This window comes from Streptomyces sp. NPDC055103, assembly GCF_053607625.1.
The window spans coordinates 85662-104195 of record NZ_JBSGTX010000008.1; the positions used below are offsets into that span (position 1 = coordinate 85662).

17 protein-coding genes are annotated in these 18534 nt (G+C 71.9%); 5 read left to right on the forward strand and 12 right to left on the reverse strand.

The genetic code is table 11. The features are described 5' to 3' along the window. Positions 1-9 precede the first annotated feature (9 nt). The 10 genes from ACWFR1_RS07965 to ACWFR1_RS08010 form a co-directional block, all read right to left on the reverse strand. The gene (locus tag ACWFR1_RS07965; RefSeq protein ID WP_453547788.1) at positions 10-1590 is read right to left on the reverse strand and encodes a family 43 glycosylhydrolase; all 1581 of its coding nucleotides are present in this window, start codon (positions 1588-1590) and stop codon (positions 10-12) included. Then, positions 1587-2432, reverse strand: a complete 846-nt coding sequence (locus tag ACWFR1_RS07970) for a DUF6807 domain-containing protein (protein WP_453547790.1) — start codon at positions 2430-2432, stop codon at positions 1587-1589. Before ACWFR1_RS07970 ends, ACWFR1_RS07965 begins: the two co-directional genes overlap by 4 nt. Beyond that, the gene (locus ACWFR1_RS07975) at positions 2429-3628 is read right to left on the reverse strand and encodes a Gfo/Idh/MocA family protein (protein ID WP_453547792.1); all 1200 of its coding nucleotides are present in this window, start codon (positions 3626-3628) and stop codon (positions 2429-2431) included. Before ACWFR1_RS07975 ends, ACWFR1_RS07970 begins: the two co-directional genes overlap by 4 nt. After that, positions 3625-4542, reverse strand: a complete 918-nt coding sequence (locus ACWFR1_RS07980) for a carbohydrate ABC transporter permease (protein ID WP_453547795.1) — start codon at positions 4540-4542, stop codon at positions 3625-3627. Before ACWFR1_RS07980 ends, ACWFR1_RS07975 begins: the two co-directional genes overlap by 4 nt. After that, positions 4539-5477, reverse strand: coding sequence for a carbohydrate ABC transporter permease (locus ACWFR1_RS07985; RefSeq protein WP_453547797.1), 939 nt, complete (start codon positions 5475-5477; stop codon positions 4539-4541). Before ACWFR1_RS07985 ends, ACWFR1_RS07980 begins: the two co-directional genes overlap by 4 nt. Before the next feature lie 122 nt (positions 5478-5599). Further along, positions 5600-7381 (reverse strand): L-arabinonate dehydratase, encoded by a 1782-nt coding sequence (araD, locus tag ACWFR1_RS07990; RefSeq protein ID WP_453547947.1) that lies wholly within the window; start codon positions 7379-7381, stop codon positions 5600-5602. Positions 7382-7458: 77 nt separating this feature from the next. Beyond that, the gene (locus ACWFR1_RS07995) at positions 7459-8361 is read right to left on the reverse strand and encodes a dihydrodipicolinate synthase family protein (RefSeq protein ID WP_453547800.1); all 903 of its coding nucleotides are present in this window, start codon (positions 8359-8361) and stop codon (positions 7459-7461) included. A gap of 17 nt (positions 8362-8378) precedes the next feature. Then, positions 8379-9029: a GntR family transcriptional regulator gene (locus ACWFR1_RS08000; protein WP_453547802.1), complete on the reverse strand. Its 651-nt coding sequence runs from the start codon at positions 9027-9029 to the stop codon at positions 8379-8381. A gap of 139 nt (positions 9030-9168) precedes the next feature. Next, entirely contained in the window at positions 9169-9426 is a 258-nt protein-coding gene (locus ACWFR1_RS08005) for a hypothetical protein (protein ID WP_453547804.1), read from the reverse strand. Further along, positions 9423-9881, reverse strand: coding sequence for a hypothetical protein (locus ACWFR1_RS08010; protein WP_453547806.1), 459 nt, complete (start codon positions 9879-9881; stop codon positions 9423-9425). Before ACWFR1_RS08010 ends, ACWFR1_RS08005 begins: the two co-directional genes overlap by 4 nt. Positions 9882-9975: 94 nt before the next feature. Here ACWFR1_RS08010 and ACWFR1_RS08015 point away from each other — a divergent pair, with 94 nt between their 5' ends. Beyond that, positions 9976-10815, forward strand: a complete 840-nt coding sequence (locus ACWFR1_RS08015) for a helix-turn-helix domain-containing protein (protein ID WP_453547808.1) — start codon at positions 9976-9978, stop codon at positions 10813-10815. Next, positions 10812-11018: a DUF397 domain-containing protein gene (locus ACWFR1_RS08020; RefSeq protein WP_453547809.1), complete on the forward strand. Its 207-nt coding sequence runs from the start codon at positions 10812-10814 to the stop codon at positions 11016-11018. Before ACWFR1_RS08015 ends, ACWFR1_RS08020 begins: the two co-directional genes overlap by 4 nt. Before the next feature lie 33 nt (positions 11019-11051). Here the strand turns inward: ACWFR1_RS08020 and ACWFR1_RS08025 are convergent, their stop codons facing one another. Next, entirely contained in the window at positions 11052-11489 is a 438-nt protein-coding gene (locus ACWFR1_RS08025) for a hypothetical protein (RefSeq protein ID WP_453547812.1), read from the reverse strand. A gap of 96 nt (positions 11490-11585) precedes the next feature. Next, positions 11586-14489: a glycoside hydrolase family 3 C-terminal domain-containing protein gene (locus tag ACWFR1_RS08030; protein WP_453547814.1), complete on the reverse strand. Its 2904-nt coding sequence runs from the start codon at positions 14487-14489 to the stop codon at positions 11586-11588. 312 nt (positions 14490-14801) lie between these two features. Here ACWFR1_RS08030 and ACWFR1_RS08035 point away from each other — a divergent pair, with 312 nt between their 5' ends. Genes ACWFR1_RS08035 through ACWFR1_RS08045 form a run of 3 tightly spaced genes read left to right on the forward strand, consistent with a single transcriptional unit; the run spans position 14802 to position 18495 of the window. Next, a complete protein-coding gene (locus ACWFR1_RS08035) occupies positions 14802-16502 on the forward strand; it encodes a Tat pathway signal sequence domain protein (protein ID WP_453547817.1) in 1701 nt (566 codons plus the stop codon). A gap of 2 nt (positions 16503-16504) precedes the next feature. Continuing rightward, on the forward strand, positions 16505-17560 hold the full coding sequence (locus tag ACWFR1_RS08040) for an ABC transporter permease (protein ID WP_453547819.1): 1056 nt from the start codon (positions 16505-16507) through the stop codon (positions 17558-17560). After that, positions 17557-18495, forward strand: coding sequence for a carbohydrate ABC transporter permease (locus ACWFR1_RS08045; RefSeq protein ID WP_453547821.1), 939 nt, complete (start codon positions 17557-17559; stop codon positions 18493-18495). The genes ACWFR1_RS08040 and ACWFR1_RS08045 overlap by 4 nt, the downstream gene beginning before the upstream one ends. Positions 18496-18534 lie beyond the last annotated feature (39 nt).

The window sequence follows — 18534 nt, forward strand, 5'->3', positions numbered from 1 at the left end:
CATTGGTGGTCAGTCGGTGACGCGGAAGGCGGAGAACACGGCCGTCCCCGCGTGCCCCGTGCCTTCCGGCGCCCCGGCGAACAGGCCGAGGAGCGCGCCGACCCAGCGCCAGGGCGTGGCGGCGAACTCCGGCCCGAGAGGGACCGGACCTCCGGCGCCTCCGTCGGCCCCGGTGTCGGCCCCGGCGTCGTCGGAGGTGTACGAGAAGCGGCAGCGCGCGTCCGCCGTGACCTCGATCCGCAGCAGGACCCGGTCCCCGGCCACGGGCCGGGAGCGGGCCGCGTCGCGTTCGCGGTCGGCGTTGGCCGGGGCGAAGCGGTGCGTCAGCCGGACCGTGCCGTCCGGGGCCCGTTCCAGGCCGATCCAGGCGTACGCGTCGCCGAGGACGACAAGCCCGGCCCGGGCTCCCGCCGCCTCGCTGTCGAGCCGCAGCCCGACCTCGACCACGCACGCCCCGGCCGGCAGCCGCTGCGTCAGGACGTGCGGCACGCTCCGCAGGTCGTCGAGGCGATCCGTACGGACACAGCCGAGGCGCAGACCGTCGCCCGTGTGCTGGGTCGCCCAGCCCTCGTCCGGGTTGGCGGTCCACTGCCACTGGCGGCCGAACCGCCCGCCGGGGAAGGTGTCGTCGACGGCCGGCCGCGAGGGCGGCTGCTCCGGGAGGTCCGGCTTGCGGTGGACCCGGACGGGCGCGCCGCCGTCACCGAGGACCGGCCAGCCGTCCGTGTCCCAGCGCATCGGCTGGAGGTGGACGAGCCGGCCGTGCGCGCCCGACTGCTGGAAGTGCAGGAACCAGTCCTCGCCGTGCTGGGTGCGCACCCAGCCCCCCTGGTGGGGGCCGTTGACGTCGGTGTCGCCCTGGGCGAGGACGGTCCGCTCCTCGTACGGGCCGTGGAACGACCGTGACCGGAAGGCGCCCTGCCAGCCGGTGGCCACGCCCCCGGCCGGGGCGAGGATCCAGAACCAGCCGTCGTGCCGGTACAGCTTCGGGCCCTCCAGGGTGAACCAGCCCGGGATCAGGTCGGCGTCCACGAGGACCCGGCCCTCGTCGAGGACCTTCGTGCCGTCGGGGCTCATCCGGTGGCCGGTGAGCCGGTTGTTGAACCCGGCGCGGGACTTCGCCCACCCGTGGACGAGGTACGCCTCGCCCGACTCCTCGTCCCACAGCGGGCAGGCGTCGATCAGGCCGAGGCCCGACTTCACCAGGTGCGGGGCTGTCCACGGGCCGCGTACCGAAGGGGAGTTGACCTGGTAGATCCCGTGGTCGGGGTCGCCCCAGAAGATCCAGAACCGGCCGTCGTGCCGGCGCAGGGACGGGGCCCAGACCCCGCGGTCGTGCCGGGGCGTCGTGAACGCGGCGGCCGGTTCGAGCCGCTCCAGGGCGTGGCCCACGATCGTCCAGTTGACGAGGTCCCGCGAGTGCAGCAGCGGAAGGCCGGGGGCGCGGCCGAAGCTGGACGCCGTCAGGTAGTAGTCCTCGCCGACCCGGACGACGTCCGGGTCGGACCAGTCGGCGGCGAGGACCGGGTTGCGGTACGTACCGTCGCCCAGGTCGCCCGTGGGGGCTCCGGCCACGGGCGCCCCGCTCACGAGGTCACCGCCTTGCGGGCCAGGGCGGCGGCGCTGGACCGGTCGAGCCGGCCGTCGGCGACGACGGTGACCACCCGCCGTACGAAGGTCTGCCCGGCCGGAACCGGCAGCCGGCCGGCGTGAGCGAGGGACGAACCCACGCCCGGGTACTCGGCGGCCCGCACGAACCACGGGTCGCGCCGGGTCGTCTCCGTCGCCCCCGCGAAGACCAGGGTCCAGTCCTCGCCCGCGAGCGCCACCCAGTCGGAGCGGGCTCCGTGCACGGCCGCCTCGCCGTCGGCGTCCGCCCCGAACACCACGGGAGCCGCCGCCTCCTTGGGCGCGCGCCAGAAGAAGCCGCCGTACGCCGCCCCCGGCCGTCCGTTCGTCGCGGGGCTGCCGATCGACAGGTCCCGCCCCGACACGTTCACGAGGGAGAAGGTGAGGTCGAGCGCCCAGGCGGAGTCCGTGAGGGCGGTCGCCGCCACGGTCCGGTGCTCGCGCAGCAGCCGCTCGCCCCCCGCCCACCAGGTCAGCTCCTCGACGAAGCCGTCCGGGTCGCACAACTTGAACCCGTCGTGCCGCTGGACGCCGTGGTTGTCGAGCTCGACCGAACCGCGGTCGCGGACGAAGGTGCGCCCGCCCCAGAAGTTGTGGCCGGCGACGTCGGGGACGGCGACCCCCGCCCCCAGGTGGTGCGGGTGGTCCTCGGGCGCGGTCTCGGTCACCACCCGCCCGGCGAGCGTCGTCACAGGGTGCAGATAGGGCCGGGGCGCGTGGTCGAGGGCCAGCGGGGGCCGGGTGGTGTAGCGGGCGACGGTGCGGCCCGCGCACTGCAGGAGGATGGGCGGCTCGGCGGTCATCGGGCCTCCGCCCGGGTCGACGGCGCCCAGGCGGCGCCCAGTTCGGAGAAGAGACGCAGCTCCTCGGCGCTCGCCTCGACCAGGGCGTCGATCCCGTCGACGACCCGGCGCGGCGCGCTCTCGCCGGGCTCGGTGTGCCAGTGCCCGGCGGGTATCCCGCGCGGGTCCGGAGCCGTACGGACCGCCTCGACGACCCGCATGAAGGCACCGGTCTCCGCCGGGGGCACCCACAGCGGCTCGCCGTCCGTCACATGGGCGACGAGGTTCTCCAGGAGGTCGGTCCGCCCGTACTCGGTCTCGACCGGTCCGTGCCCGGCCCGCTGCACGAGCACTCGGTCCTGCCGGTACCAGAAGGTGACGCGGCCCTGGCTGCCGTGGACGACGACGTACGGCTCCGAGGACTTCTCGGCGCAGAGCGTCGCCGCCACGGTCACCGGGGTGCCGGACGAGGTGACGACCCGTACGCAGGACGTGTCGTCGGACTCGATGGCGTGCGCGTGGAGCAGCTCGGTCTCGATGTGCTCGACGTCCTCGGCGCGGGTGGATCCGGAGAGCGCGAGCGCGGTGGCGACGGCGTGTGCCAGGGGGTTGGTCAGCGCGCCGTCGACGACGTCGACGCCGCCGAGCCGCCGGTGGCCCGCCCAGGGCGCGCGCCGGAAGTAGGCCTCGTCACGGACCCAGGCCCCGGCCGCGCCGACGCCCAGGAGCTCGCCGATCGCGCCCTCCTCGACCAGCCGGCGGATCGCGGGCACCGCGTGCGAACCGAGCGACTGGAAGCCGATCTGACAGGCCACCCCGGCCGCCTCGACGCCGTCGGCCATCCTGCGGAACTCCGCGAACGACGGGGCGGGCGGCTTCTCCAGAAGGATGTGCGCGCCGTGCCGGGCGGCGGCGAGCGTCATGTCGGTGTGCGTCTGGATGGGGGTGCTGAGCACGGCGATCCGGGCGCCGGTCGAGGCGAGGAGCGCCTCGAAGTCGGCGGACTGCTCCGGGTCCCCGATGCCGTCCAGCTCGGCCGCGTCCAGCGGGCGCAGCTCGCAGACCCCGGCGAGGCGGACGAGCCCGCGCTCCTCCAGACGGCGGATGTTGAGGAGGTGGCTGCGGCCGTGACCGCGGGCGCCGGCCAGGACGACGGGCAGCGGCGTACGGGTGGGTGCGGTGTTCATGTCTTCCTCGTGCGGGTGGTGGATGCTCATCCCTTCACCGCCCCGGCGCTGAAGCCGGTGACCAGCCACTTCTGGATGAAGGCGAAGACGATGACGACGGGGACGGCGGCGATGACGCCGCCCGCCGCGAGCGCGCCGAGGTCGACGCTGTCGGCGCCCATGAGGGTGTTGAGGCCGACCGGGATCGTCTGCTTGTCCTGGCTGCTGAGGAACATCAGGGCGAAGAGGAAGTGGTTCCAGGCGTGGACGAAGGCGAAGGAGCCGACGGCGACCAGGCCGGGCCGCAGCAGGGGCAGGACCACGATCCGGAAGGCGCTGAAGCGGTTGCAGCCGTCGACCCAGGCGGCCTCCTCCAGGGAGTACGGCACGTTCCTGATGAAGCCGCTGATGAGGATCATCGACAGCGGGAGCTGGAAGACGGTCTCGGCGATGATGACCGAGCCGAGGGAGTTGATCATCCGCAGCTCGGCGAAGATCTGGAACAGCGGGACGAGCAGCAGGGCGCCGGGCACGAACTGCGAGCAGAGCAGGGCCAGCATGAAGCCCTTCTTGATCCGGAAGTCGAAGCGGGCGAGCGCGTATCCGCCGGCCAGCGCGACGACCGTGGTCATCACGAGCACCGCGACGCCGATGAGCAGGCTGTTCTGGAAGAAGACGCCGAAGCTGCGCTCCGTCCACACCTTCTCGAAGTGCTCGGTGGTCATCGGCCAGGGCAGGAGCGAGGTGGAACCGGTCGGCCGCACCGCGAACAGCAGGATCCAGTAGAAGGGGACCAGGGTGAAGACCAGATAGATCCCGAGGGGCAGATAGATCTGCCAGCGGGGGACCTCGTCCCAGGCCGGGCGGCGCTTGCGGCCGGCGGCCGGCGGCGTACGGCCGGGGGGCGGTGGGGCCTGCGCGGTTCCCGGGGCGGGGACGGCGGTCAGGGTGGACTCGGCTGTCACTTGCCGTCGCCTCCGAACTTGCTCAGGCGCAGATAGACCATCGAGCAGAAGAGAAGGATCACGAACGCCACCGTGGTGAGGGCGGAGGCGTATCCGAAGTTGTGGGCGTCGACGCTGGTGTGGGCGATGTACAGCGGGAGGGTGGTCGTCTCGCCCGCGGGGCCGCCGCCGGTCAGCGTGTAGAGCAGGTCGACGTTGTTGAACTCCCACACCGCGCGCAGCAGCGTGGACAGCACGATCGCGTCCCGGATGTGGGGGAGCGTGATGTGCAGGAACTGGCGGATCCGGCCCGCCCCGTCGACCTCGGCCGCCTCGTACAGGTCCTTCGGTACGGACTGGAGGTCGGCGAGGATGAGGATGGCGAAGAAGGGCACCCCGCGCCAGAGGTCGGCGACGATCGCCGCGGAGAAGACGGTCGAGGTGTCGGAGAGCAGGGACGTCCCGTACTCGCCGATGCCCAGGTCCGCGAGGTATCGCGTGATGCCGGTCTGGGAGTTGTAGAGCAGGACCCAGATCGCGGAGGTGAGGACGCCCGAGACGGCCCACGGCGAGAAGACGAGGGCCCGGCCCAGGGCGCGGCCCACGAAGGTCTGGTTCACGATCAGGGCGAGGGCCAGGCCGAAGAGCAGTTGGAGGGTCACCTCGACCACGACCCACTTCAGGCTGAAGGACAGCGTCCCCCAGAACTGCGGGTCGTCGGTGAAGATCCGGGTGAAGTTGTCCAGGCCGGCGAAGCCGTTCCGCCAGGGCTTGGTGGGGTTGTAGTGCTGGAGGCTGTAGTAGAAGACGCTGAGCACCGGGTAGGCGATGAAGCCCAGCATCAGCAGTCCGGCGGGGGCGATCAGGAGATACGGCAGTCGGCGGGGGGCCGCTCCCGTGCGGCGGCGCCTCCGTGCCGGGTCGGCCTGGGGCGGTGAGGTCACAGCTGAGGCCATGACGGCGGCTCCGTTCTCGGTGAAGCGCTTCGCGAACGACGTTCGAGATGTCGGACAGGTGGGCCGGAGAGGGTTCTCGGGCGCGCGGGTGGTGCGGGGCGGTGTGTTCGGGGCGGGCGGACTCAGCCCGCGTACGGATCGGGGGTGGTTCCCGGCCTGGCCAGGAACGCGAAGTCGCAGCCGGTGTCGGCCTGGGAGATCTGCTCCATGTAGAGCGCGCCGTAGCCGCGCTCGTACCGGGCCGGCGGAGGTGTCCACGCGGCCCTGCGGCGGTCCAGCTCCTCGTCCGTGACGTGCAGATGCAGGGAGCGCGCCGCGACGTCGAGGGTGATCGTATCGCCCGTACGGACGAGGGCAAGGGGTCCGCCGACATGGGACTCGGGCGCCACGTGCAGCACACACGCCCCGTAACTCGTCCCGCTCATCCTGGCGTCGGAGATCCGGACCATGTCCTTCACCCCCTGCTCCAGGAGGTACGAGGGGATCGGCAGCATCCCGTACTCCGGCATCCCGGGCCCGCCCTTGGGGCCCGCGCCGCGCAGCACGAGCACGTGGTCGGCGGTGATGCCGAGCGCCGGGTCGTCGATGGTCCGCTGCATGGTCCGGTAGTCGTCGAAGACGACGGCGGGACCGGTGTGCTTCAGCAGCCGCGGCTCGGCCGCGATGTGCTTGATGACCGAACCGTCCGGACAGAGGTTGCCGCGCAGGACCGCCACCCCGCCCTCGGCGGCCAGCGGCCTCGACCGGTCACGGATCACGTCCTCGTCGTGGACGAGGGCCCCCGCGAGCTGCTCGCGCAGCGTGTTGTGCGAGACCGTCGGGCGGTCCAGGTGCAGCACGTCCGTGAGCCGCGACAGGAAGCCCGGCATCCCGCCGGCGAAGTGGAAGTCCTCCATGAGGAACCGCCCACCCGGCCGCAGGTTCGCGAGGACCGGGACGGTCCGCGCGATCCGGTCGAAGTCGTCGAGCGTGAGCGTCACCCCGGAGCGCCCGGCCATCGCGATCAGATGGATCACCGCGTTGGTCGAGCCGCCGAGCGCCAGGACGGCGGCGACCGCGTCCTCGTACGCCTCCCGGGTCAGCAGCCGTGACAGCCGCAGGTCCTGGTGGACGAGCTCCACGATCCGCAGCCCCGAGGCCGCGGCCATCCGGTCGTGGCCCGAGTCCACCGCCGGCACCGACGAGGCACCCGGCACGGTCACGCCCAGCGTCTCGGCGGCGGCGGTGAGCGTGGAGGCCGTCCCCATCGTCATGCAGTGCCCGGGGGAGCGGGCCAGACCGCTCTCCAGCTCGGCCATCTCGCAGTCGCCGATCCGCCCGGCCCGCTTCTCGTCCCAGTACTTCCACATGTCCGTACCGGAGCCGAGGGTCTCCCCGCGCCAGTGGCCGGGCAGCATCGGACCGGCCGGCACGAAGACGGTCGGCAGGTCGACGGAGGCGGCGCCCATCAGCAGCGCCGGGGTCGTCTTGTCGCAGCCGCCCATCAGGACCGCCCCGTCCACCGGGTACGAGCGCAGCAACTCCTCCGTCTCCATGGCGAGGAGGTTGCGGTAGAGCATCGGCGTCGGCTTCTGGAACGTCTCCGACAGGGTGGAGACCGGGAACTCCAGCGGGAACCCGCCGGCCTGCCACACCCCCCGCTTCACGGCCTGCGCGCGGTCCCGGAGGTGGACGTGGCAGGGATTGATGTCGGACCAGGTGTTGAGGATCGCGATGACCGGCTTGCCGAGGTGCTCCTCGGGCAGATAGCCGAGCTGGCGCGTGCGGGCGCGATGGCTGAACGAACGGAGCCCGTCCGTGCCGTACCACTGGTGACTGCGGAGGTCCTCGGGGCGACGCCTGCCGGTGCTCGGACCGGCGCTCTCGCCCGCGCTCCCGCCGTCGGTCTCGCTGGTGGTGCTCATGCCGTCGCTCTCGGCGGTGGTGCTCATGCCGTTGCTCTCGGCGGTGGTGCTCATGCCCCTGCTCTCGGCGGTGGTGTTCATGCCGGCCAGCCGGCGGCTATCGCGGCGACCTCGGCCCGCTCGCTCTCCGGGAGTTCACGGATCGGCGGCCGGATGTCGCGGCGGCACAGGCCGAGGGAGGCGAGGGCCTCCTTGACCACGCTCACGTTGTCGGCGCTGGAGTTGGCCGCCCGGAGCTCCTCGAAACGGCGGATCCGCTCCCAGACCTTCATCGCGGCCGGGTAGTCGCCGGCCCGCAGCGCGCCCAGCATCTCCAGGGAGAGCGTGGGGGCGACGTTGACGAGCCCGGAGGTGAAGCCGGTGGCGCCGCTCGCGAAGTACGAGGGGGCGTACGGCTCGGCCAGACCCGCCACCCACACGAAGCGGTCGAGGCCCGCGTCCCGGGCGAAGCCGGCGAACCGGGACGCGTCCGGGACGGCGTACTTCACCCCGACGACGTTGGGGCAGGCGTCGGCCAGCTCGGCGAGCCGGGCCCCGCTCAGCAGCGGGTTGCGGATGTAGGGGACGACCCCGAGCTCCGGCACGGCCTCGGCGATGGCCCGGTGATAGTCGACCCAGCCGCTCTCGGAGACGTACGGATGGACGGGCTGGTGGACCATCACCATCTGGGCGCCGGTGGCCCGGGCGTGCCGGGCGGCCTCGACAGCGGTCGGTACGTCGTGACCGACGCCGACCAGGATCACCGCGCGGTCGCCCGCCTCCTCGACGGTCGTCTCCGTGACGAGGCGGCGCTCCTCGGGGGTGAGGGCGTAGAACTCCCCGGTGTTGCCGTTCGGCGTGAGGGTCCGTACGCCTCCGTCGAGCAGCCGGCGCAACAGCGCGCGGTACGCGGGGGTGTCCACGGAACCGTCCTCGGCGAACGGCGTGACCGGGATGGCCACGACGTCGGCGAGGGCGGCCTTCAGGGTCTCGGATTCCATGCTCACTCGGTGCTCGCTCACTCGCTGTTCAGGGCGGACTGGGGGAAGGCGCGCTCGACGAACGAGGCGATGTGGTCGTGTACGGCCCGGCCGGCGCCGTCGACGTCGCCCGCGGCGGCGAGCCGCAGGATCTCCTCGTGCTCGGCGGCCTCGCGCTCCCAGGAGGGGACGGCGGCCCAGGCGACCGTGGACACCAGGGCGGCCTGGTCGCGGACCTCGTCGAGCATCCGGCCGAGCAGCGGATTGCCGCAGGGCAGGTAGAGCGCGCGGTGGAAGTCCCGGTTGGCCAGGGACCGTTCGGCCGGGTCCTCGGCCCCGGCGGCCCGGCGCAGCGCCTCCTGTGCCGCGTCGAGCGGTGCGGCGGAGGCGACGGCACGGCGGACCGCCTCGGGCTCCAGGAGCAGACGCACGTCGTAGACGGCCCGGGCCATGTCCGCGTCGACCATCCGGACCGTGACGCCCTTGTACTGGCTCATCACCACGAGTCCACTGCCCGCGAGGGTCTTGAGCGCCTCGCGCACCGGAGTCTTCGACACCCCGAAGCGCGCGGCGAGTTCGGTCTCCACGAGCGCCTGCCCGGGTCTGAGCCCTCCGGTGAGGATGTCGTGCTTGATCGCTTCCAGGACGTACTGGGTGCGGGACGGTATGGGGCTGGGGGCGAAGGCCATGGAGCACTCTCAGATCTCATGTATCGCGTCTCATATATGACGTACGAAGTGCAACGGGCATGAAGCTATGGCGGCGTTCGTGTTTCGTCAATGCTTCGCGCAAGCGCTTTCTGTCTTCGCGGCCGTCGGCGAGAGCGACTCAGCCAGTGCCTTCCCCGCCCGCGGCCTCGGTGGTCACGAGCGCGATGTACTCCAGGCGGACGGCGAACGTGGTGTGCCCCGTGGCCGCGGTGTGCGACTCGCACCCGCCCGCGCCACTCCCCGGCGGCGATGTCGGCTCCGACTCCCAGGCGCACCCACCGTCCATGCAGCGCGCGGTCATGGTGAGCTCGGACTCCGGTCCGGGGTGCCGGTCCATGCGGTAGATCGTCACCGCCGTCACCGCCGAAGTGCTCACGGCCGCTCCAGGGGCAGCGTCAACTTCGGCTCGTCGTGGGGGTGGTTGCGGATCTCGACCCGGAAGTCCGCCGCCGCCGAATGGTCCTGCGTCCGGAGATGCTCCCGCTCCCGCTCGGCCGCGAACGCGCAGGTGGCGCAGCCCGGAGCGGGCACGGCGGGCGGCAGGGGATCCACCGAGAGCACCACCGGGGGCTCCGGGGAGGTCTGCCGTACGCGGGGCGCCGCCGGGACCGGGGTGGTGAGCACGCGGATCAGCGCGCGCTCGTCCTCGGTCGGCCGGCGCAACTCGGCCGGAGCCGCCGTCCATACGGTTCCCCCGCCAGGTCGTTGCAGGTGGACGGACTCGCCGTCCCAGGCGGTCACCTTCCCGAGGCGGGGCTTTCCCTCGGGTGTGTCTGCCGCCATGAACGTCCCGAGATCGGGGACCGGTGTCGGGCGGGCACTGTCGGGCATGATCGCTCCTCTCTGTAGTGAATCCACTACCAGGAGGCATCAGCGTGACCTACAGTCGATATGCCTTCAACGTACGAGTGATGGAGGGAGAGTTGTGGTCAATCGCAAGGTGCTGGAGCCGGAAAGCGGGCCCATGGCCGCGTACGGGGCGCGTGTGCGCAGGCTGCGCGAGGAGCGGGGCTGGACGCAGGAGGAGCTGGCCACCCGGACGAGGTACTCCAGCAAGCACATCTCCGCCGTCGAAACTGGTGGCCGACCCGCAACTCTCAAATTCTCGGGGGCTCTCGATGCGGCGTTCGGGCTGACGGGAACGGATCAGTCGTTCGGTCGCGAGTGCCAGCAGGTACGGCACGGTGCGCTACTGGAGGGCTTCCCGGAGTACGTGCATCAGGAGCGGCGAGCCGTTGAGATCCGCGTGTTCGACATCGGGATCATCCCGGGACTCCTGCAGACGCCTGAGTACGCGGAGGTTCTTGCGGCCGGTTCCGTCATGCGCGGAACCATCACGGCGGAGCAGGCTATGGAGCGCGTGGCGTTCCTGGCCGAGCGTCAACAGGTTCTGCGGCAGCAGCCACCGCCGATGGTCTTCGTCGTCATGGACGAGAGCTGCATCCGCCGCCTGGTTGGTGGCCGTGACGTCATGGCGGCCCAGCTCGACCGACTGGTGGAGTTGGCGGCAAGCCCCTGCACGGTGCTCCAAGTGGCCCCGTTTGTCATAGGGGAGAGGCGTGCTCTGAACCTTCCCGTGAACCTGCTGACCCTGCCCGACCGGTCCGTGCTCTCCTACGCCGAATCGCAGGCCCAGGGCCACTTGGAGCGGGAGAGCGGAGCCGTGTCGTCCATGCTCAGGGTCTACCATCAACTCGCAGCGGAATCGCTGTCCCAGGCGGACACCGTGGCCGTGATCAAGGAAGTACGAAAGGGCATGCTGTGACGACCGAGTCCCCCCGCTGGTTCAAGTCCTCCTACAGCGACAACGGCGGCACCTGCGTGGAGGTCGCCCACAACCTCGTGCCCACCCTCGGAGTCGTCCCCGTCCGTGACTCGAAGGTTCCGGCCGGTCCGGCCTTCGCCGTCTCCGTCGCCGCGTTCGCGACCTTCGTCGACTCGGTCAAGGTGCGGCGGACCGGCGTCTGAGGGGCGAGGGCGGGGCGAGCCCGGTCGCCCTGGTCAGCGGTAGTCGTCCGGGTGGCCCTGCATCCACGTGTTGATGAAGTCGCGGGTGCCGACGATCAGTTTCTCGTGCTTCTTCAGGTTCCCGGGGGAACTGTCGCCGCCCAGCGTCTCGTTGAGCTCGGCGATCTTCTGGATCGGCTCGGGGAAGTGTCCCGGGCCCTTGGGGTCGGCCTTCATCGCCCCGTCCAGCTTCCGGAGTTCGCTGTGGACGCGACCGAGGAAGTAGGCGCAGTCGTTCGCGCAGGAGTCGTAGAGGGTGGCCTGCAGGGTGGCGAACGCGTCACGGACCTTCACCGGTGCGGCGGTCGTGGCCGCCGTCCCCGGGCCCGCCGCCTGACGGTCGGGCTCGGGGGTCGTGCCGCAGGAGACGGCCACGGCCGCCAGCGCGGCTGCGGCCAGCGCGGCGCGTCGTACGGACGTCTTGTCGATCACGTGGAGCCCTCCCCGGTGTCATGAACTGGGCGAGCCTATCCCGCCCGTGATCGGGGGAGTCGCCCGGCGTGCGAGGCGGGACGGGCCGCCCCCGGCTCAGCCGGTGAAGGCCATATGGGCCAGGCGCAGGGGGCCGTGGAGGGTGACGTGGAAATCCGTCACGTCCGCGGCGAGCAGCGGGGTGGCGAGGGTGCGGTAGGCGTACGGGCCGCCCGTGTCCGGGACCTCGACGCGGGCCAGGAGGGTGCCGTCCGCACGGGTCAGGTCGAGCGAGCCCTCTCCCGCGACCGTGACGGCCACCTCGCCCGCTCCGGTCGCGAAGTCGCAGTCCCCGTAGGTGAGATGGCCGGGCACCGACGGATCCGCAGGCGTCACCGCGTCGCCCCGGACCTTCGTGCGGTCCACGATCACCGTGCCCGACTGCTCGTCGTAGTCCGCCGCCGCGAGGCCGGCCACGAGGACCGGGCGCGGGCCCGGGGCCTTGCCCGCCACCTCGATCCGGACCGTGCGGCGCACATCCGCGCTGGAAGCGCCCACCTGGATCTCGTACGCGCCGGGCGCCACCGCCCACCGCCCGTGCGCCACGTCCCAGTACCCGAGCGCCTCCAGCGGCACCGCGAAGTGGAGCGTGGCCGACGCGCCGGGCGTGAGATGGACGCGCTCGTGCGCGACGAGTTCGCGGTGCGGACGCGGCACGGAGGGCGCCACCGTCCGCGCGTACACCTGGACCACCTCGTCCGAGGCGACGGCGCCGGAGTTGACGACCGTACAGCCGACCCGCACCGTCGCCCCGTCGACGGCCGCCGACAGCTCCTCGTACCCGAAGGTCGTGTACGACAGGCCGTGGCCGAAGGGGTAGAGCGGGGTGCCGTCGAAGTAGAGATACGTCTGGCGGCCGCCGATCACGTCGTAGTCGAGCATCTCCGGCAGGTCGGCGTCCGCCGCGTACCAGGTCTGCGGGAGCCGGCCGGCCGGGGAGACGTCGCCGGCCAGTACCCGGGCGAGCGCCGCGCCCGCCGCCTGGCCGCCGTGCGCGGTCCACAGCAGGGCCGGGAGCGTCCCGGCCGCCTCCGGGACCGCGTACGGGTAGGAGGAGACGAGGACGAGCGCGGTCCGGGGGTTCGCGGCGTGCGCGGCCCGCCACAGCCGGTCCTGGTGCGCGGGCAGGGCCAGCGTCGTACGGTCCTCTGTCTCCCGGCCGTTGATGTGCGGGTCGTTCCCCGCGACCACGATCACGAGGTCCGCGCCGGCCGCCGCCCGGGCGACCGCCTCGTCCCCTCGCTCGACCGTCTCGAGGGTGAACGCCTCGGCTGATGCGCGGTCGGCGGCAACCTTCACGCCCTCGGCGGCGACAGAGACGTAGCCACCCGTCCCGAGGTGCCGAAGGAGGTGTCCGCCCCCGTGCCCGTCCCCGTGCCCGCCTCCGTGTCCGCCCCCGCACCCGTCTTCCCGGGCTTCGAGCCGGAACGTCTCCTGGACGACCCAGCCGCCCGGTGCGTCCGCCGACGCGCGGACGAACCCGTCCTCGGCGACCGAGAGGTACCGGCCGTCGGGGGCGCGCAGGGTCAGCACCCCGTCGCCCCAGTCGATCAGGTCCAGCACGGAGCCCTCCGCGTCGGCGGTCAGCGGCGGCAGGTCGGTGCGGCCGGGAAGCAGGGCCGGGTCGAGCGCGGCTTCCGCGTCCCTCGCGCCGGCCTCCGCGTCGCCCTCCGGCACCCGCAGCCACATGCCCGACGCGGTACGCAGCCGGATCCGGTCCACCCCCTCGGCGAAGGTCACCCGCTCCGGCCCGAACCGTTCCCGCAGCCCGGCGAGCGGGGTGGAGCGGTGGAGCGGCGAACCGCTGTACCAGTCCAGCTTGGAGGCGTCGGAGAGGAGACCGACGACGGCGATCCGGGCGCCTTGGGCGAGCGGAAGCAGCGGTCCGTCCTCGCCCACCGGCTCGTTCCTGAGGAGCACGACCGCCGCCTCGGCCGCCTCGCGGGCCAGCTCCCGGTGCTCGGGGGTGTCGAAGCGGCTCTCGTCCGCGTACGGATCGAGCTCCGGGTCGAACTCGCCGAGGAGGAACCGTACGGTCAACTGCCGCCGTACCGACCGGTCCACGTCCGCCCCGTCGATCAGCCCCCGCTCCAGGGCCTTCCGCAGCCGCCCCAGGATGACCGAGGCGTCCGTCCCGTGGTCGGTGAAGGAGTCCACCCCGGCGCGCACCGCCGCCGCCACGGCCTCCTCGTGCGTGGCGAAGTACCCCTGGGAGTCCACCAGGTTCGACGGGGCTCCGGCGTCGGAGCACACGAGCAGCTCCTGGTCCGTCCAGCTCCGCAACTCCTCCTCCAGATACGGGGAGAGGTGGTTCGGCCGCCCGTTGACCAGGTTGTACGCGGGCATCACCCCGGCCACCGCGCCCGCCTCGACGGCGCCGCGGAACGCCCGCAGGTCGTACTCGTGGAGGACGCGGGGACGTACGGAAGCGGAAGAAGTGTCGCGCGCCGCCTCGTTGTTGTGGGCCAGCCAGTGCTTGAGGACCGGGGCGGTACGCCAGTACAGCGGATGGTCGCCGCGCAGCCCTCGGGTGAACGCCGTCGCGATCGCGGAGGTGAGGGCCGGGTCCTCCGCGTACCCCTCCTCGCCGCGTCCCCACAGGGGGTTGCGCAGCAGGTTGACCGTCGGCGCCCAGACGTTGAGGCCGACCCGCTCGTCCTTGGCGCGCATCGCCCGCGCCTCGCGGGACACCGCCTCGCCGACCCGGCGCACCAGCTCCGGGTGCCAGCTCGCCCCGAGCCCCACCGCCTGCGGGAACACGGTCGCGGGGCCCATCCAGGCGACACCGTGGAGGGCTTCCTGCCCGGTGCGGAAGGCGGCGAGCCCCAGCCGCTCGACGCCGGGCGTGAACTGGTGCAGCAGGGCGAGGCGTTCGTCGGCGGTGAGCCGGTCGAGCAGATCCTCGACGCGCCGGGCGACGGGGAGGGCCGGGTCACGGAAGGGCGGCCGGTGTGCGGTCACGTGCGAGTCCCTTGGCAGAGAAGGAGCGAGAGGCGTTCGAAGCGCTTCGATGCTCCGGGTGCGCGGAGTGGGTGTCAAGGGTGCGAAGCCGCCCACTTCCATGCCCCGCAAGGGCGCTCGGCGGGTCACCCTGTCGTTGTGGCGGCCGAGAATCTCGATGCCGACTCTTGCCGCGCCTGTGACGGTCACTTAACCTCGCAGCAACATCGAAGCGCTTCGACTCGACATCACCTCCACCTCCGCCATCACCGCGGCCGGCCGGCGCCCCTCGGGTGCCGCATGTCCTGGCGCGTGCCATGAAGGGTTGACGCAATGACGCCGAACGCCGTCTCCACGGGCTCCCGGAGATCCACCCCGAGCCGGAGGAGCTTCCTCGCCTCCACCGCCGTCGCCGCCGCGGCGGTGGCCGGCGGCGTCCCGCTGCTCACGGCCTGCGGCGGCGGCTCGGACACCGGGAAGAAGGACGGCACCACGACCGGCAAGGACGCGGTGAAGCTCCTCCCCACCTTCGTGGCGGGCGTCACCGTCGCTCCCGACGTCGCGCCGAAGAACGGTTCGGCCGCGGGCTTCACCCGCGCCATCCCGAGCGCCGAGCTCAAGGTGTCGGTCGCCGCCAAGAAGGGCAAGGGCGGCGCCCTGACCGTCATGGCGCCGTTCTGGGGGCCGCCGCCCGCCCCCGACAACCCGTACTACCAGGCCATGAACGAGGCCGTCGGCGTCCGGGCCACCTGGCAGAACCAGGACGGCAACGTCTACGACCAGAAGCTCGGCGCCGTCCTCGCCTCCAGCGAGATACCCGACATCGTGGTCGTCCCCGGGTGGAACCTCGGCGGCAAGCTCCCCAGCGCGATCAACGCCAAGTTCGAGGACCTCGGCCCGTACCTCTCCGGCGACAAGGTGAAGGCCTACCCCAACCTCGCGGCCATCCCCACCGACGCCTGGCAGCGCTCCCTCTTCGGCGGCAGACTGCGCGGCCTGCCCATGCCCGCCTCGTACGTCACGAACATCGCGCCCTTCTACCGCAAGGACCTCTTCGACGCGAAGGGCTGGCAACTCCCCAAGAGCGCCGACGAGTTCCTGGCGCTCGCCAAGGAGATCACCAGCGCCAGGGCGAAGGTGTGGGCGTGCGGCGACATGACCTGGACCGCCTACAACATGTTCGGCGTGCTCTCCGGCAGCGACAAGGCCCTCGGCTGGCACCTCGTCGACGGCAAGCTGGTCAACCGCATCGAGACCCCCGAGTACCTCGAAGCCCTGGAATGGACCCGCAAGCTCTACGACGCCGGTGTCGTCCACCCCGACGAGAAGACCCAGAACCAGGGCGACACCAGCCTCCGCTTCACCGCGGGCCAGTGCCTCATCTACAACAACGACCTCTCCCACTGGTACGCCAAGACGTCCGAACAGGCGGCGCAGAACCCGGCCTTCGCCATGGCCGCCATGGACATCCCCGGTCACGCGGGCGGCGCCCCGAAGCTGTGGGCCACCAACCCCGCCAACATCTGGGCCTTCGTGCGGAAGGGCAGCTCCAAGGCCGTCGTCGAGGACGCCCTCGCCATGGCCGACTTCGCTGCCGCGCCCTACGGCACCAAGGAGCGGATGCTCACCGACTACGGCGTCGAGGGCGTCCACCACACCGTCAAGGACGGGCTGCCGGTCAAGACCGACAAGGGCAACCAGGAGGTCAGCAGCGCCTGGCTGTTCGTCGCGGGCCCCGCCCCCTTCGTGGCGCACCCCGACACCCCCGAGGTCACCCGGGCCATGGTCGAGTGGCAGCAGCGCATGGGGGCCGTGACCTCCAAGTCCTCCTTCTACGGGATGACCGTCCACGAGCCGGCCGAGTGGACCGGACTCATGAACGACTTCGAGCAGCTGGAGAAGGACGTCGTCCGCGGCCGCAAGAAGGTGTCCGACATGCAGCAGGCCGTCTCCGAGTGGAAGACCAAGGGCGGGGACCAGCTGCGCGACTGGTACCGGAAGATCCTCGACACCACCGGCTCCGCGGCGGGCTGACCGTGAGCACACTCGACACCGAGACGGCGGACCCGGCCGCGCGGGCCCCCGCGGACGATGCCCGTCGCGGCGACGCCGATCGCGGCGACGCCCGTCGGACCGGACGCCGACGCCGGCCCCGGGCGGACGGGCACGTCCCGCTCGCCCGGCGGTTCCGGCGCGACCGGACCCTCCTCCTCATGACCGTGCCGGCGTTCGCCCTCGTCCTGGTCTTCCACTACGTCCCGATCCTGGGGAACGTCGTCGCCTTCCAGGACTACGACCCGTACGTCTCCACCAACGGCGTCACCGCCATGCTCGAAAGCCCCTGGGTCGGCCTCGCCCAGTTCGAACGGGTCTTCTCCGACCCGTCGTTCTGGCACGCCGTCGAGAACACCTTCGTCCTCTTCCTGCTCCAGCTGGTGCTCTTCTTCCCGGTGCCCATCGCGCTCGCCCTGCTCGTCAACAGCGTGCTGCGGCCCCGGGTCCGGGCCCTCGTCCAGGCCGTCCTGTACCTGCCGCACTTCTTCTCCTGGGTGCTCGTCATCACGGTCTTCCAGCAGATCCTGGGCGGCGCCGGCATCATCGCCCAGACCCTCCGGCAGCACGGCCACGAGGGCTTCGACCTCATGACCGACCCGGGCGTCTTCGCGTTCCTCGTCACCGCCGAGGGCATCTGGAAGGACGCGGGCTGGGGCGTCATCGTCTTCCTCGCCGCGCTCGCCGCCGTCAACCAGGACCTGTACGAGGCCGCCGCCATGGACGGCGCGAACCGCTGGCGCCGCATGTGGCACGTCACCCTGCCCGCGCTGCGGCCCGTGATCGCGCTGCTGCTCGTCCTGCGCGTCGGCGACGCGCTCACCGTCGGCTTCGAGCAGCTGCTTCTGCAGCGCGACGCCGTCGGGCCCGGGGCCGCCGAGGTCCTCGACACCTTCGTGTGGTGGACCGGCCTGCGCAGCCAGGACTTCAGCTACGCGGCCGCCGCCGGGCTGATCAAGGGAGCCGTCGGCCTCGTGCTGGTGCTCTCCGCGAACAAGGTCGCCCATCTCATGGGCGAGCAGGGGGTGTACCGGAGATGACCGCCGTCCTGTCGAAGACGTCCAGGCGCCGCACCGCGCGGTGGGCGGCGCCCGCCCGGCCTGTCTGGGAGGAGCCGCCCGGCAGGGCCGGCCTCGCGGCGAAGGGCGTGCTCCTCGCCGGGGCCTGCCTCGCCGTCCTCGTACCGCTGTGGATCGTCGTGGTCACCAGCCTCTCGTCCAAGAAGACGATCACCGAGGTGGGCGGCCTGGTGGTCGTCCCGAGGGACCTCACCTTCATCGCCTACCAGGAGCTGCTGAGCGGCGGCCAGGTCACCCGGGCGGCGATCGTCAGCGTCCTCGTGACCCTGACCGGGACCCTGTTCTCGATGACCGTGTCGATCCTCTGCGCGTACGGGCTCTCCCGCCCCGGCTCGCTCGGCCACCGCTTCCTCCTGCTCGCGCTGATGGCCACCATGTTCTTCGGCGCCGGGCTCATCCCCACGTATCTGCTCGTTCAGACCCTCGGTCTCACGGACACCTATCTGGCGCTGATCCTGCCGAGCGCCGTCAGCGTCTTCAACATCCTCGTCCTGCGCGGCTTCTTCATGGGCATCTCGCCCGAACTCACCGACAGCGCGCGGATCGACGGCGCCGGGGACCTGCGGATCCTCTGGCAGATCGTGATGCCGCTCTCCCGGGCGGTGATCGCCGTCATCACCCTGTTCTACGCGGTCGGTTACTGGAGCGCCTGGTTCAACGCCTCCCTCTACCTCAGCGACCAGAACATGATGCCGCTGCAGAACGTCCTCATCCAGCTCGTCCAGAAACAGGAGATCCCGGTCGGCCTCGGCCAGGCGGTCCGGGCCGGTGACCTCTCCGGGCTCGCCGTCCAGATGGCCGTCATGGTCCTCGCCCTGCTGCCGGTCGCCGTCCTCTCGCCCTTCGTCCAGAAGCACTTCAGGAAGGGCATGCTGACCGGCGCGGTCAAGGGCTGACCCCATCGCCGCCGAGGGCCGCCCCTTCCGCACCCCACC

Bases quoted from the DNA above. Each gene is read 5' to 3' on its own strand.
- ACWFR1_RS07970 (WP_453547790.1), bottom strand. From the start codon at position 2,432: ATGACCGCCGAGCCGCCCATCCTCCTGCAGTGCGCGGGCCGCACCGTC.
- ACWFR1_RS07975 (WP_453547792.1), bottom strand. From the start codon at position 3,628: ATGAGCATCCACCACCCGCACGAGGAAGACATGAACACCGCACCCACC.
- ACWFR1_RS07985 (WP_453547797.1), bottom strand. From the start codon at position 5,477: ATGGCCTCAGCTGTGACCTCACCGCCCCAGGCCGACCCGGCACGGAGG.
- araD (WP_453547947.1), bottom strand. From the start codon at position 7,381: ATGAGCACCACCAGCGAGACCGACGGCGGGAGCGCGGGCGAGAGCGCC.
- ACWFR1_RS07995 (WP_453547800.1), bottom strand. From the start codon at position 8,361: ATGGAATCCGAGACCCTGAAGGCCGCCCTCGCCGACGTCGTGGCCATC.
- ACWFR1_RS08000 (WP_453547802.1), bottom strand. From the start codon at position 9,029: ATGGCCTTCGCCCCCAGCCCCATACCGTCCCGCACCCAGTACGTCCTG.
- ACWFR1_RS08010 (WP_453547806.1), bottom strand. From the start codon at position 9,881: ATGCCCGACAGTGCCCGCCCGACACCGGTCCCCGATCTCGGGACGTTC.
- ACWFR1_RS08035 (WP_453547817.1), top strand. From the start codon at position 14,802: ATGACGCCGAACGCCGTCTCCACGGGCTCCCGGAGATCCACCCCGAGC.
- ACWFR1_RS08045 (WP_453547821.1), top strand. From the start codon at position 17,557: ATGACCGCCGTCCTGTCGAAGACGTCCAGGCGCCGCACCGCGCGGTGG.